This is a genomic window from Streptococcus oralis subsp. tigurinus (assembly GCF_002356415.1).
Classification (GTDB): domain Bacteria; phylum Bacillota; class Bacilli; order Lactobacillales; family Streptococcaceae; genus Streptococcus; species Streptococcus oralis_F.
On sequence record NZ_AP018338.1, the window covers coordinates 101,719 to 116,370 of the forward strand.

Annotated in this window: 16 protein-coding genes; 12 read left to right on the top strand and 4 right to left on the bottom strand. The window is 37.9% G+C overall.

Features of this window, described 5'->3' with window-relative positions:
- The 12 genes from STO1_RS00520 to STO1_RS00575 all read left to right on the top strand — a co-directional run bounded on the left by STO1_RS00520 (position 1) and on the right by STO1_RS00575 (position 11,438).
- Positions 1–924, top strand: a complete 924-nt coding sequence (locus STO1_RS00520) for a carbohydrate ABC transporter permease (RefSeq protein ID WP_000818344.1) — start codon at positions 1–3, stop codon at positions 922–924.
- Positions 925–1,031: 107 nt separating this feature from the next.
- Positions 1,032–2,516 (top strand): ABC transporter substrate-binding protein, encoded by a 1,485-nt coding sequence (locus tag STO1_RS00525; protein WP_096421507.1) that lies wholly within the window; start codon positions 1,032–1,034, stop codon positions 2,514–2,516.
- A 161-nt stretch (positions 2,517–2,677) separates the two neighbouring features.
- Entirely contained in the window at positions 2,678–3,367 is a 690-nt protein-coding gene (locus STO1_RS00530; protein WP_096421509.1) for a CPBP family intramembrane glutamic endopeptidase, read from the top strand.
- 56 nt (positions 3,368–3,423) lie between these two features.
- Entirely contained in the window at positions 3,424–3,720 is a 297-nt protein-coding gene (locus STO1_RS00535) for a bacteriocin immunity protein (RefSeq protein ID WP_172843634.1), read from the top strand.
- A gap of 131 nt (positions 3,721–3,851) precedes the next feature.
- Positions 3,852–4,838 (top strand): oxygen-dependent tRNA uridine(34) hydroxylase TrhO, encoded by a 987-nt coding sequence (locus STO1_RS00540; RefSeq protein ID WP_020899966.1) that lies wholly within the window; start codon positions 3,852–3,854, stop codon positions 4,836–4,838.
- A 121-nt stretch (positions 4,839–4,959) separates the two neighbouring features.
- On the top strand, positions 4,960–5,820 hold the full coding sequence (locus tag STO1_RS00545; RefSeq protein ID WP_084872353.1) for a DUF4299 family protein: 861 nt from the start codon (positions 4,960–4,962) through the stop codon (positions 5,818–5,820).
- A gap of 154 nt (positions 5,821–5,974) precedes the next feature.
- Positions 5,975–6,898, top strand: coding sequence for a helix-turn-helix domain-containing protein (locus STO1_RS00550; RefSeq protein WP_084872354.1), 924 nt, complete (start codon positions 5,975–5,977; stop codon positions 6,896–6,898).
- A gap of 94 nt (positions 6,899–6,992) precedes the next feature.
- Complete coding sequence (locus tag STO1_RS00555) at positions 6,993–7,214, top strand: hypothetical protein (RefSeq protein ID WP_084872356.1); 222 nt, start codon at positions 6,993–6,995, stop codon at positions 7,212–7,214.
- A 31-nt stretch (positions 7,215–7,245) separates the two neighbouring features.
- A complete protein-coding gene (locus STO1_RS00560; RefSeq protein ID WP_084872358.1) occupies positions 7,246–8,109 on the top strand; it encodes an ATP-binding cassette domain-containing protein in 864 nt (287 codons plus the stop codon).
- A 23-nt stretch (positions 8,110–8,132) separates the two neighbouring features.
- Positions 8,133–8,825 (top strand): ABC transporter permease, encoded by a 693-nt coding sequence (locus tag STO1_RS00565; protein WP_084872359.1) that lies wholly within the window; start codon positions 8,133–8,135, stop codon positions 8,823–8,825.
- Between the two features lie 8 nt (positions 8,826–8,833).
- On the top strand, positions 8,834–9,415 hold the full coding sequence (locus STO1_RS00570; RefSeq protein ID WP_084872361.1) for a hypothetical protein: 582 nt from the start codon (positions 8,834–8,836) through the stop codon (positions 9,413–9,415).
- Positions 9,408–11,438 (top strand): ATP-binding cassette domain-containing protein, encoded by a 2,031-nt coding sequence (locus STO1_RS00575; protein WP_096421513.1) that lies wholly within the window; start codon positions 9,408–9,410, stop codon positions 11,436–11,438. Before STO1_RS00570 ends, STO1_RS00575 begins: the two co-directional genes overlap by 8 nt.
- Positions 11,439–11,666: 228 nt before the next feature.
- Here STO1_RS00575 and STO1_RS00580 read toward each other — a convergent pair whose 3' ends face one another.
- The 4 genes from STO1_RS00580 to STO1_RS00595 all read right to left on the bottom strand — a co-directional run bounded on the left by STO1_RS00580 (position 11,667) and on the right by STO1_RS00595 (position 14,522).
- Positions 11,667–12,629, bottom strand: a complete 963-nt coding sequence (locus tag STO1_RS00580) for a DUF6574 domain-containing protein (protein WP_096421515.1) — start codon at positions 12,627–12,629, stop codon at positions 11,667–11,669.
- A gap of 61 nt (positions 12,630–12,690) precedes the next feature.
- A complete protein-coding gene (locus STO1_RS00585) occupies positions 12,691–13,623 on the bottom strand; it encodes a DUF4097 family beta strand repeat-containing protein (protein ID WP_096421517.1) in 933 nt (310 codons plus the stop codon).
- Entirely contained in the window at positions 13,616–14,209 is a 594-nt protein-coding gene (locus tag STO1_RS00590) for a DUF1700 domain-containing protein (RefSeq protein ID WP_096421519.1), read from the bottom strand. Before STO1_RS00590 ends, STO1_RS00585 begins: the two co-directional genes overlap by 8 nt.
- Complete coding sequence (locus STO1_RS00595; protein ID WP_000273860.1) at positions 14,196–14,522, bottom strand: PadR family transcriptional regulator; 327 nt, start codon at positions 14,520–14,522, stop codon at positions 14,196–14,198. Before STO1_RS00595 ends, STO1_RS00590 begins: the two co-directional genes overlap by 14 nt.
- Positions 14,523–14,652 lie beyond the last annotated feature (130 nt).

A 14,652-nucleotide genomic window follows, 5' to 3' on the forward strand; every position in this document is an offset into this window, starting at 1 on the left:
ATGGCAGAAAAGAAAATTAAAAAAGAAAAAATCGATAATGTCGGCATTCACTCCTTTAGTAAGAAGGCAGATATCTTCTTCAGTATTATTTCTGGATTGATTGCTCTCTCTTGTATCTTGCCCTTTATCTTCGTTATCATCATTTCGGTGACAGACGAAAAGAGCATCCTCCAGTATGGATATAGCTTTTTCCCTTCGAAGTTTGGTGTAGATGGATTCCAGTTCCTAGCTCAGTTTAAAGATAAGATCCTCCAAGCGCTCTTTATCTCAGTTTTTGTAACCGTAGTCGGAACAGTGACCAACGTCTTCATCACAACCACCTATGCCTACGCCATCTCACGGACAACCTTTAAGTACCGCAGATTCTTTACAATTTTTGCCCTTCTTAGTATGTTGTTCAATGCTGGTTTGGTACCAGGCTATATTGTGGTAACTCGCCTGCTTCAACTGGGTGATACCGTTTGGGCCTTGATTGTTCCAATGCTTCTCTCACCATTCAACATCATCTTGATGCGTTCCTTCTTCAAGAAGACCATTCCAGAAGCCATTCTCGAATCTGCTCGTATCGATGGTGCCAGTGAAGCCCGGATCTTCTTCCAGATTTGTTTGCCATTGTCACTTCCAGGTATCGCAACCATCACGCTTTTGACAGCTCTTGGTTTCTGGAACGACTGGTTCAACGCCCTTCTTTACATCAAGAGTGACAACTTGTATCCATTGCAATATTTGCTCATGCAAATCCAGCAAAATATGGACTACATCGCAAAAGCAGTCGGCCTATCTGGTCAACTGGGAGTCGCTCTTCCAAAGGAAACAGGACGTATGGCCATGGTTGTGGTTGCAACCCTTCCAATCGCGATTCTGTATCCATTCTTCCAACGCTACTTTGTTAAAGGTTTGACCATCGGTGGTGTGAAAGAATAGCACTTGCTGAGAAACACCGTTTCTCTCTTCCCAACTTCATCTTAGTGATTGAAGTAAAAATCATTAAATCGTTTATAAGTTTAAAAACAAAAAAAGGAGTTTTTATCATGAAAAACTGGAAAAAATATGCTTTTGCATCTGCTAGCGTAGTCGCTTTGGCTGCTGGTCTTGCTGCTTGTGGAAACCTTACAGGTAATAACAAAAAAGCTGCTGATACTACTTCAGGTGAAAAACCTGTTATCAAAATGTACCAAATCGGTGACAAACCAGACAACTTGGATGAATTGCTAGAAAATGCAAACAAAATCATCGAAGAAAAAGTCGGTGCTAAATTGGATATCCAATACCTCGGATGGGGTGACTATGATAAGAAAATGTCCGTTATCACATCATCTGGCGAAAACTATGATATCGCATTTGCATCTAACTATGTCGTAAATGCTCAAAAAGGTGCTTATGCTGACTTGACTGATTTGTACAAGAAAGAAGGAGCAGAGCTTTACAAAGCACTTGACCCAGCTTACATCAAAGGGAACACTGTAAACGGTAAAATCTATGCAGTACCAGTTGCAGCTAACGTTGCGTCATCTCAAAACTTTGCCTTCAACGGAACTCTTCTTGCTAAATATGGAATCGATATTTCAGGTGTCACTTCATACGAAACACTTGAACCAGTCTTGAAACAAATCAAAGAAAAAGCTCCAGATGTAGTACCATTTGCGGTTACGAAGAACTTCATCCCATCTGATAACTTTGACTACCCAGTACCAAACGGACTTCCATTCGTTATCGACCTTGAAGGGGATACTACTAAGATTGTAAACCGTTACGAAGTACCTCGTTTCAAAGAACACTTGAAGACTCTTCACAAATTCTATGAAGCTGGATACATTCCAAAAGACGTAGCAACAAGCGACACTTCATTTGACCTTCAACAAGATACTTGGTTCGTTCGTGAAGAAACAGTAGGACCAGCTGACTACGGTAACAGCTTGCTTTCACGTGTTGCTAACAAAGACATCCAAATCAAACCAATCACTAACTTTATCAAGAAAAACCAAACAACACAAGTTGCCAACTTTGTTATCTCAAACAACTCTAAGAACAAAGAAAAATCAATGGAAGTGTTGAACCTCTTGAACACTAACCCAGAACTCTTGAACGGTCTTGTTTACGGTCCAGAAGGCAAGAACTGGGAAAAAGTTGAAGGTAAAGAAAACCGTGTACGCGTTCTTGATGGCTATAAAGGAAATACTCACATGTCAGGTTGGAACACAGGTAACAACTGGATCCTTTATATCAACGAAAACGTTACAGACCAACAAATCGAAGATTCTAAGAAACAATTGGCAGAAGCCAAAGAATCTCCAGCGCTTGGATTTATCTTTAACACTGACAGTGTGAAATCTGAAATTTCAGCAATTTCTAACACAATGCAACAATTCGATACAGCTATCAACACTGGTACTGTAGACCCAGATAAAGCTATTCCAGAATTGATGGAAAAATTGAAATCTGAAGGTGCCTACGAAAAAGTATTGAACGAAATGCAAAAACAATACGACGAATTCTTGAAAAACAAAAAATCATAAGCTCGATTGATTTCGTGTATTCATTCCTAATTCCTAAAAATGTGATCACTGCCTTCCTTAGTTTCCTAGGGGAGGTAGTGATTTTTAGGATGTAAAAAAAGAAAAGAGTAGTTCTAAGAGTTTTGGCGATGTGATACACATGTATCTACAGGAGGTCCATTATGAAAAAATATCGTCTTCTTTTCAAAATGAGTGCTGTCTTCTCCTACCTATTTTTCGTATTTGGTCTTTCTCAGCTGACGTCTATTGTTCAAAATTATTGGCAATTTTCTTCTCAGGTAGGAAATATCTTCTGGATTCAAAATATCTTAAGTCTGCTATTTAGTGGAGTCATGATTTGGATTCTGCTTAAGACAGGCCATGGTTATCTCTTTCGCATTCCGAGAAAAAAATGGTTCTGGTATTCGATTTTGACAGTCCTAGTAGCGGTAGTTCATATATCTTTTAATATTCAGACAGCTAGATATGTTCAGTCAACTGCTGAAGGTTGGGCTCTACTGATTGGTTTTAGTGAGACTAATTTTGCTGAGCTAGGTATCTATATAACTCTGTTCTTTCTAGTGCCACTGATGGAAGAGTTAATCTATAGAGGATTACTTCAACACGCCTTCTTTAAACATTCGCGATTTGGCCTTGATTTGCTTCTTCCTTCCATTTTGTTTGCTCTCCCTCATTTTTCAAGTCTGCCTAGTCTGTTAGATATTTCTGTCTTTGCAACATTTGGAATCATCTTTGCCAGTTTGACCCGCTACACCAAGAGCATTTATCCATCCTATGCGGTGCATGTGATTAATAATATTGTCGCGACATTACCATTTTTGCTGACTTTTCTACATAGGGTATTTGGGTAAAATATTGGTACGAGAGTTAGGAATGATAGCTTTTCAATTTAAGGAGGAAAATAAGTATGACACCATTAAAATGGTTTGCTGGAGGAAGTGAAAGACGTTGTGAAGCCATGACTATCATAAATCATCTATTGGAAGATATAAAGGATGAGCATCAACTTACTCCCTTGAAAAATCAGTTAGTGATTTATAAAAGACGACTAAGGGACGACGGGACCTCTGTTCCATTTATATTGAGCCAAATGAATGTTGACCTTTCGCGTGTATTGATTGAAAACAAGCTAAGTTTGTCAGAAAGTCAAGCCGAGCAGATCAAAAAATTGAGAGAATTATCTGTTATTCGGTATGGTTACTGATGAAGTGCAGTGGCAGGTCTCTCTATATAATTTCCGGTCAAATAAATTGCATTCGTTTTCTCAAGTGGGTATACTAGAATAGTCGAATGAAAAATTCTGAAAATTTAAGAATAGAAAAGAGAACAAATCTTATGGCAAAAGATATTCGTGTCTTACTTTACTACCTCTATACTCCAATTGAAAACGCAGAGCAATTTGCGGCAGATCACTTGGCTTTCTGTAAATCAATCGGCCTTAAAGGCCGTATCCTAGTCGCTGACGAGGGAATTAACGGAACAGTTTCAGGTGACTACGAAACAACTCAAAAATACATGGACTACGTTCACAGCCTCCCAGGAATGGAAGACCTCTGGTTCAAGATTGACGAAGAAAATGAACAAGCCTTCAAGAAGATGTTTGTTCGCTACAAGAAAGAAATTGTCCACCTTGGTTTGGAAGACAACGACTTTGATAATGACATCAACCCACTTGAAACAACAGGTGCTTATTTGTCTCCAAAAGAGTTCAAAGAAGCCCTTCTTGACGAAGATACAGTGGTCCTTGACACACGTAACGATTATGAGTACGATCTAGGACACTTCCGTGGGGCTATCCGCCCAGACATCCGCAACTTCCGTGAGTTGCCACAATGGGTTCGTGACAATAAGGAAAAATTCATGGACAAGCGTGTTGTGGTTTACTGTACAGGTGGCGTTCGCTGTGAGAAATTTTCAGGCTGGATGGTCCGTGAAGGCTACAAAGATGTTGGCCAATTGCACGGAGGAATCGCAACTTACGGTAAAGACCCAGAAGTTCAAGGTGAACTTTGGGATGGGAAAATGTACGTCTTTGACGAGCGTATCGCCGTTGATGTCAACCATGTCAACCCAACCATCGTAGGAAAAGACTGGTTTGATGGAACACCATGTGAACGCTATGTCAACTGTGGAAATCCCTTCTGTAACCGTCGTATCTTGACATCAGAGGAAAATGAAGACAAGTACCTTCGTGGATGCTCACACGAGTGTCGTGTTCACCCACGCAACCGCTATGTTTCCGAAAATGAATTGACACAAGCAGAAGTGATCGAGCGCCTAGCTGCAATCGGTGAAAGCTTGGATCAAGCAGCTACTGTATAACATCAAACAGTCCTTAGGGGCTGTTTTTCTATGCTTTTTATCTAAAAATCTAAAGTTTGTTTCTGTATCTTTCAGGAAAATAGGTTATACTATGTGTAAACGATTTCAAAGGAGGCCAGTTATGGCGAAAACATTTTTTATCCCAAATAAAGAAAGCATTCTAGGACAACAGGAGGTTTTGACTGCCAAGTCTATCTTGGCCTTGGTGGAGGGCTTGGAGTCACACAGTTATGATGCGGTCTATCTCCGTCAGTCCCTCAATCGTCTCGAGTATATCGAGTGTGGGATTGTAGGCCAGTCGCAATTTCTCTTCAAGGTCAACTATGTGGATAGCCGAAAAGGCTATCAAGTGGTGATTCCAGATTTTCTTACTAGAGCGGACTGGGAGATTGTAGAGACTCTCCTCCAGGCCCTATCGAGCAAGTTGGGGGAAGCGGTAGAAGGGCTAGATGGTTTTGATTTTGAAGCTTATTTCCGACAAACGGTCAAGCATTATTTAGCGGATAAGGCGATTCGTTTAGTATATTGCCAAGGACTCTTGTCCCCTATCTATCTCAACAAGGAATACCTCGAGAGCTTTTTGGCTGAGGATGGATTGGCACGTTTTGAAGAGCTGGTCAAGAAGGTTCAAGGATCTGATGCCTACCTTGCCAGTGTGAAATTTTACCCAGACGCCCAAGGTAAGGTGCACGGTATCTATCACCTAGCCCAGGGAGTCAAGACAATTTTGCCAAAGGAACCCTTTGTACCAGCTCCTTATACCGAGCAGCTGGCGGGCAAGGAGCTTATTTGGGAGATTGACCTAGTGACGATTTCTGGTGATGGCTCAAAAGCAGAAGACTATGAAGCCATCGCTCGCTTGGATTATGCAAGATTCCTAGAGTCATTACCAACAGCATTTTACCACCAACTAGATGCCAATCAACTAGAAGTACAAGCCATTTTGGGAAAAGACTTTGAAGAATTGGCACAAGAAAAGTAAAGCAGGTCAACTGCTATTTAGCATGCGAAAGATAGTTTAGCTTAGTTAGGTTTTGTAATGTGAAATTTCAAAAATTGCTTAGTTCAATGAAAAATAGTATAATATAACAAAAAATAGAATATTGTTCGTTAAATAATGATCAGGAGATCTTGAGATGGATATCAAGAAGGAAGTAGGTAAAAGAATCCGAATGTTGCGAGAGATGAAACATATCACTCGTGAAACTCTTTGTGATGATGAAACTGAGATAACGGTGCGCCAATTAGCACGGATTGAATCAGGGCAGTCTTCCCCAAGTTTATCTAAGGTAGAGTATATAGCTTACAAACTAGGTTGTCCAATTTCACATATAGTAGATATGGATCATATGATTTTACCTTCAGAGTACTTGATAGTAAAGGATAAACTTATTAAGTTTCAAACTTATGGAGATGATGATAGAATCCAGGTTAAGGAAGAGTTGTTTGAAAGAGTTTACGAACACTATTATGACAGTCTACCTGAGGATGAGCAGATTGCTGTTAGTGCCTTACAAGCTAGTTTTGATGTCTTTGTAAGTGAAGATGCAGGGTTTGGCGATGCTTTGCTTGATGAGTATTTTGAGCAAGTAAAGATAAGGAAAAACTACTCGGTGAATGATTTGCTTTTGATAAAGCTGTACTTTGTTTCATGTTTAGCAAGACCGACTGAGTATAATCCTGAACTATTTTGGATGCTTTCTAAAAAACTTATAAGAGAAACAAATTCATCAGATTTAGAGACAGCCTATATGTTAAAAAGAACTGTGCTTGATTCTTTAGCTGTTCAATGGATGGAAAAATCTTACTCCACTTTTGAGCCTTATGTTAAGGCAATGAACACATTGATGACCTTATCGCAGGATTTTCAAAACAAGCCAATTGTCGATATGCTAGATGCTATGTGTACCTTATTTCATAAACAGGATAAGGAAAAAGCTATCCAATTATATGACAGAGCTATTGTTTGTGCTCAAGCATTTGGGGACTCAGTATTAGAAGCGCGTATATTGGGAGAAAAAGAAAGAGATTTAAAAACTTTTGAGGAAATGAAGAGCTAACATGACATTTTTGTCATGTTTTTTTGTTTTTGAAAGCGGTAAACTAGAGATGTAATGAAAAGTCAAGAGAGTTATTTGGGTTAGGAGGGAAGAGATGAGCAATCTTAGTATCTCACTAGAGACTTTTATACAAACTCGCCACAGTTTGATAATTCGAAATAACACGACTGATCAAAAGTTGGTAGAGATAGTATTAAATAACGAAGTCTTTCGCCTAGCAATTTTAGATGCAGGTGAAGAGCGAGTTTTAATTCTGCCTGAGGAAGTTACAGATGTAAAGAATTTTGGAATTTCAGAGGTGGAGGATAATTCATGAAGCCAAAAGATCTAATGAACGGAGAGAAACTATGAATCGTGTGATTTTAAGTCTTAAAAATATCGATAAAACATATGGAAAAGAACAGGTTCTCCATAATGTTTCCTTTGATATTGGGAAAGGGGAAATATGTGGCCTTATTGGTGAAAATGGTGCTGGCAAGACAACATTAATGAGAATTCTCCTAGGACTCATTCGAGCTGATAAGGGAGAAATCGAGAGTGTTTCGCAGCATAAGATTGGCAGTATTATCGAATCACCTGCCCTTTATCCAAACTTGACTGGACGTCAACACCTGCAATATTATAAAACAAGATTTGGTTTAAAGACAGATATCACAAAAATGTTGGAATTGGTTCACTTGCCTGAACCGTCATGGGATCGAAAAGTAAAAAACTATTCTCTTGGCATGAAACAAAGATTATCGATAGCAATTGCGCTTTTGGATAATCCAGAGCTTATTATCTTAGATGAACCCGTGAATGGGTTAGATCCTCAAGGGATTTCAGATTTAAGAAAAATGATTTTGAATTTAAGGGATCAGTTAGGAGTTACTTTTTTAATCTCGAGCCATATTCTGTCAGAATTGGAATTTATAACAGATAAGTATATCATCATGAAACAAGGAAAGATTCTAAATGTGATGAGTTCACAAATGCTAGCGACCAATTTATCTGAAAAAATTTTCCTAAAGACAAGTGATAATCAGATTCTACAAATGTTTTTAGAAAAAGAGGGCGTTGACCATTTTGAGCAGGATGACTATCTGGTTGTGACAGAGAAGGAAAAATTAATGGCTATTTTGGAATATAGTGTCGCTTCAAATCTAGTAATACAGGATATTTATATTAAGAAGGAACGCTTTGAGGACTACTATTTGCGTAATATTATCTGATGATTTAAGAAAGGAGGAGAGTCATGAATTCTCTTAAAGCAGATATGTATAAATTTTACTGGGAAAAAAGAGGAGTGCTTCCTAGTTTGTTGATAGGATTATTAATTTTGTTATTCTCCTTATTTTTTAAGTCATCAAATGAAAATGAGCCGGCATTTCGAGTGTTGATTTCAAATGTGAGTGGTTTCATTCCTTTGCTTTTTATCTCTGCCAATTTATTTTTCTGGGGGGAAGATTATAGTTTCCGTACGATCAATATTCTGCTCACAAAAGAAAAACAACGATGGAAGTTATTTTTATATAAAACCTTGGGAACCTTTTGTTTGTCTTTCCTATATGTGATTATTTTTTATAGTTTAACAGCTCTTGTTTATTTGGAAGGGGATATGGTGTTGATTGTTTCGACATTTTTACACCAACTACCATACTATTCTGTCATTATAAGTATCTCGTTATTGATTTTTCAAATATTTGATAAGGTTTATGAATCATGTATGATTTATACACTCTACATTTTACTATTTGATAACCTATTGGCTTACGTCCTTCCAAACTCTGGTGAGAGTGTGAAAGACTATTTACTGATGACTTTAAATTTGAAAGCATCACCAAGTTTTAGTCAATTTACCCTTACAAACGTATGCTATCCTATCGTGGTGAGTATAGCAGTACTTGTGCTTGCGTTAGCTGTATTTAGTAAAAAAGAATTTAAGTAGGAGGACTAATGATGAAAAAAATAGGAATTGTAGTTGGGCTGTTGTTACTGTTTGTAGTAGCTGGAATTTTATTAACCTTAAAACGAGGAGAGACGACAATCAGTGTGAAACAATCATGGACTCTTTCTTCTAAAAGTATTAAAACGTTAGAGTTTTATGGCTCAAAGCAAGCAATTGATGTTAAAGTTGTAAAGAGTGAATCAGATGAAACAAGTGTTCAAATAGAAGGAAAAGTTTCCGAAGAATCAGCGAATAATATATCTAAAAACGTTAAAATGAGTTCAGATAGTCTATATCTACCATTTTCACAACATGGTTTTAATTTGGCTCTGAGTTCAGAAGGGAAAGACAAGTTATATGTAACTATTTCCTTAGGGAAAAATGCTACTTTCGAAAAAATATTTATAGATACTCTTGTTGGCGATGTATCTATTACAGTTCCTCAAGATTTTGATGGGATTTATACTTTACATACAAACAATACAGGAGAAATTTTAAGGGTTCCTACCACAAATCAAACTTCGAATAGCGTCATTGAAGTTGATGGCTATAGTAAGATAAGTGTTGAAAAAGGAGAAAATAATGGTTAGTCACTATAAACAAGCAACTTTGCTGGATTGTGGAATGGCTTGTGTAAAGACAATCATTTCTTATTATTTCCCAAAATTAGAACATTTAGATAGTCTACAATTTGATAATAATAATCACCAAGGACTGTCTTTGTTTGAAATAGAAGGTATGCTAAAAAGCTATGGTATTGATGCGGATTCTTATCAAATTGACACTCCTAGTTTGTTAAATAACGTATCATTTCCTTATTTGATGGTAGTAGAAAGAGCTGGTTTACCTCATTATATTGTTGTATTAGATAGAGATAGTAATTTATTGACGGTTTCTGATCCTGCAAATGAGGAAATTGAGAAAATTTCAAGTTTAGAACTTTTTAGTCAGAGTGTAGGAATTGTTTTAATTCCCCAAAAGAGTGAGAGTGTTAATTTAGAAGATAGAAAAGGTGTTGTTACTTTGAGCTATGCAGATAAGTTATATCATAGATTTCTATCTTCACTTAGTTGGAAGAGAAAGTTTGCAATCTTTTTCTTGGGAATAGCCAAAATTATCTTACCAGTTACTATTGCTTTTTTTCTACAAATAACAATGTCTAATCTGCTTAATATTCAGTTTAGCTTTCAGTTATTTAGTCTCGCTTCAATAATATTAGCTTCATATTTGTATTGGCAGTTCTCTATATTAGAAACGAGATTAAAAGGAAAGATTGAGAATGATTTTTTAAATGATATTCTGTCCTCTTTTTATCAGAACCAATTAAATGATTTTTCTTTAACTAAGAATTATGAGTATGTTAGTAGTTATTTTTGGAATTTGTTGTTATCAGCAACAGGTATTATGCAAAAATTTTACTTAAAGGTACAGCTTTTAGTGTTTTGCTTGCTACTATTATTGCTATTAAAATTGAATATCATTATTTTCGCAGTTACAAGCTTATCTATAGTTATTCTTGGTTTATATGTAAATTTTGAGATACGAAAAGTTGTAAAAAATCAACGAGAATTTATTGCTAAGAGTTCTAACTTTAGTTCTCTTGTAGAAAATACAATTTATGGTTTGCAAGATATTATAAGTTTCCAAAAATCTAGCGACTTTATCAAAGAATTTAATGAAAGACTCAATGAACTGTTGGGAACGAAACTAGATAGTACACATATTACCAATAGATTATTAGCTTCTACTCAGATATTTATCGGTTTAACTGGTTCATTTTTGATTGCTACTATAATTTCTATGAGAGATTATGAACATATAGCAGAGTATGCAAATAGTATTTTGATTCTATTACTTTTATCCAGCATTTTAAGTTCTTTAATTACATCTTGGGTAGCATTGAAAAAAAGTCAATATTCCTTTGAGTTTATTGGAACAGAGGAGGTAGAAGCGAAAAGGGATGTTATTCCTGTTTCAGTAGCTAAAATTAAACAGTTGTCATGTCGGAATTTATGTAAAAAATGGGATGAAAGATCGGTGTTTAATAAATTAAATTTCGAGTTTAATAGTGGTGAATTAACCGTTATTACAGGCGGTAATGGAACTGGGAAATCATCTCTTTTGAATATTATTCAGGGATTATCTTCTCCAACAGAGGGTGATATTGTACTGAATGGAATGGAAAGTTTTTCTACTTTAGAGGAGACTGATATTTTGGATTATTTAAGCGTGTATTCATCTGAATTTCATGTATTCCCTGGAAGTGTTTCAAAAAATATTAATTTCACCCTATTTAATAAGGAAAACTATGAATCAAATAATCTTGATAGTCTGAATCTCAATGTATCTCTGAGTCATCAGATTGATGGGAAAGCCACCAATATTTCGCAAGGTCAAAAACAAAAAATTCTACTCATGAGGAGTTTATCACAAGAAAAGGACATCTATCTATTCGATGAGCCTACAGAAAATTTGGACAGAAACTCAACTGAATTATTTCTAAATGAGGTTGAGAAATTAGTGAACGAGGAAAAGATTGTTATTGTCGTGACTCATGATAAGGATGTTATTGCTAGAGCAAGCAAAGTTATTAATATGGATGAATTTCATTAAAAGTTAAAAAATGGAGATTGGTGGTTTCTAATCTTCATTTTACCTATAACTAATTTGCAAAATATTTGGAATAATGAGTTTCATAGCAATGTTATCATACGACTGAACTTTAGGAATAAAACCCATCCTAGGACAAGATTTTGAGGAATTGGCAAGCATCGAGTAGACCTTGTCCAAAAAAGAGTAAGCATAAAAATCCCTGTCATTAACAAATGGCAGGGATTTTAGTTAAAAGAAGGTCAGGATGCGAAGGTAGTCTACTGTCAGCGCGAGCTCTGCAATGAAGAAGGGTAAGAGAATAGCACCATCAAGTAAGACAGCTAGTAAGAAACGATAGAATGGGTCAAGGCCACTAGTCTTACTTGGTTTACTAATCACAAAGAGATTGCCAAGGGCAAAGATGGCCATGCTTAGAAGAGTGAGGATCCCAGCAAATCGTAAGCCACCAAAGAGTGCAAAGAAACTTGCTAGAGCTGTTAGGACAAGCGGGATAGCAAAGAGTCTGCTGTAACGATCGAAAGCTTCTTGAAAAGTGAAGTCGCTCTCCTGGTCCAGTACACGTCGGACAGTAAAGCCTCCCAAAATGATGGAAAAGTAAAATAGAGCGCTAGTGACCAAGATAGAAAGTCCAGCAAAGAGATCTAAAGGTGGGAGCTGGCTAGGAGAGCTATTAGCCATAGAAATCATATAGCCATAGTAGAGGCGCTTGATATGATAGATACTAAAGAAAAGGTTGAACGAGGACAGCAGGGTGAGCAGGCCAAAGACACTGTAACGATGCTTTTGGTCCGTAGTCTTGCTAGCAGTTGGTTCTTGGATAGCATCCAGCAGCCAAGTCCAAAACAGTGCGATTTCTTCTTTGAATCGGGCAGTTTTACGAGGATCAATATCTGGGATATAAGGACTTTCTAAAGCCTTGCTGAGGATGCTTTTTTCTTTTGCAGAGTTTTCTTGCTTGTGTTCCTCTTCAGCTTTCCCTTCTCCCTCTTCCTCGGTTTGGGTTTCCTCAATCATTTCGGGAGCTTCCTCCTCATGCCTTTCCAACTCTTTAGGTGAGACAGGTGTTTCTTCGCTTGCTTGTGGTTCAGTTTCCACAGTTTCTGAAGTCTCAGGCTCGTTGGGCTGGTTTTCCGATTTCGTCTGAGGTGATTTCTTCTCAAGATCGGCACTTTCAAACCATTCTTGTGTCATGGTGGAACCTCCTTTTTATGGTCATTTTCTATCTTTAGACTAGCATATGAAAGCGTTTTTGTCAATGGTTTCTAGGTGGAGCAGAGTATTCTTCTTCCTTGGGTAGGTAGATATCCTGATTGGCTTTTATAATGAGCATATCCTTAGCATCTGCTTTGTCTGTCTTGTAGGGGTTGGCAAGTTCATTCTCTTTTTGTCTAGGGTGTTCTCTTTGTGCATTACAATAAATACCGCCATGCTGAGAAGAAATATCTAGATTGATACGATCGAATTCTGTCTTAGAAAGAAAGAGTCTTAAGTCGTTATGAGAGTCTAGCTCAACCTTACCGCGGACCTTAATATTCTCAGCATAGATGTGTTCCTCTTCGGTCTTGACCTGGCTATCTGTCAATTCGGTATCAAAGATATTGATAATACGAGGTGTTGTTAGTGTACTGTTTTTGATAGAGCTTTCTGTTATTCTTAAGAGATAGCCTTTTGTTTTAATTGTCGCATTTTCAAGGTTGGCTTGCCGGATAGTGGTCTGTCCACGATTGGCTGAGACGGTGATCGCTTGCAGTTTTCTTCCTTTAGGGAGAGAGAGAATGACTTCGTCAAAACGATTAGAATAGCTGCTAGCGATACGAAGTAGGCCTTCGATTCCTGAACCGAGAAAACGATGTTGGGAGGCTTGTTTGTCAGTGACGCTCAGTGTTTTGTCACTCATGCCAGTAGTTAGATCGTGACGACCAGACACGGAAGGATGATAGGTGATGTGAATCTTGTCATCTACAGACTCTGTGATGGTTAGGCTATGTTCCTCAAGGGCTAGATCAAGTTTTTCCACTTCATTTCCAAAGGTCACTTCTTCGATACGATTGTCATAGACGGGGTCTTTTGACATGGCAAGTAAACTTTGAATACCATTGGACTGCGCGCCTACAATGATCATGATAAAACCGAGGATTGTAGAAACCACACCAAAGATGAGAAATCCTTTTGTCAATTTACGCATGTCTGTCACCTCTCTTTCCTTTTTTAAGAATCCATTGTGCCAAGCGGACGATTAGGAGGCCAAAGAAACGAGCTACATAGGAGATACCTAGTAGAACAAGAGAAGAAGCACCGATAGAAAGCAAACCAGCCCCAAAAATCAAGATAAAGGCAGATTTGGCTTCGACTAGGACGCTAAAGCTCTCTACGATAAAAAGTCCACCTAGCAGGATACCCGTTACAGAGACGGTAAAGAAGGCTAAAATGACGGAGACGGCTGCGATAATAATACCGATGATGGCCATGAGGATGCCGATCCCGACCGGAATTCCGATAGGAGCTACTAGCAGGGCCAGGAGGGCAATGTGTAGCAGTTGACGGTCATTCTTTTGAGCAGGGGCTTCATTGACTTTTTTATCGAGAAGATCAGAGAGGATATCATGGGCAGCTTCTTTTGGAGTTCCCAGACTGGCAATGAGTTCCTCTTCGCCCTCTGGGCCTGCATCGTCAAATAGTTCCTTAAAGTAGTCCATAGCTTCGATGCGGTCAGCTTCAGGCAGTTTATTGAGATAGGTTTCTAACTGAGTCAGATAGTCAGTTCTTGTCATGGCGGATACTCCCTTCTATGATGCCGTTGACGGTGTCGGTATAGAGCGTCCACTCTTCCTTTAGAGTAACGAGCTGCTCTACGCCCCGATTGGTCAAGGAGTAGTATTTGCGCATACGCCCCTGAAACTCTCTAGAGTAGGTGGTCAGAAAGCCACTGGCTTCCAATTTTTTGAGAATGGGATAGAGCGTAGATTCTTTGATATTGGCGATGAGTTTAATGGTTTGGCTAATCTCATAACCATAAGAATCTCCCTGCTCCAGTACAGCCAAGATGAGAAACTCGATTAAGGCAGAGGATGTTGGGAAGTACATGGGAAACCTCCTTTATATTATATAAAAATTTTATATATACTCTTTTCAAATATATTGTATCTCAAGTTGAAAGCCCTGTCAAGAAATATGTGTAAAAATTTTATATATAAAAAAACTCCTAGTAAAAACT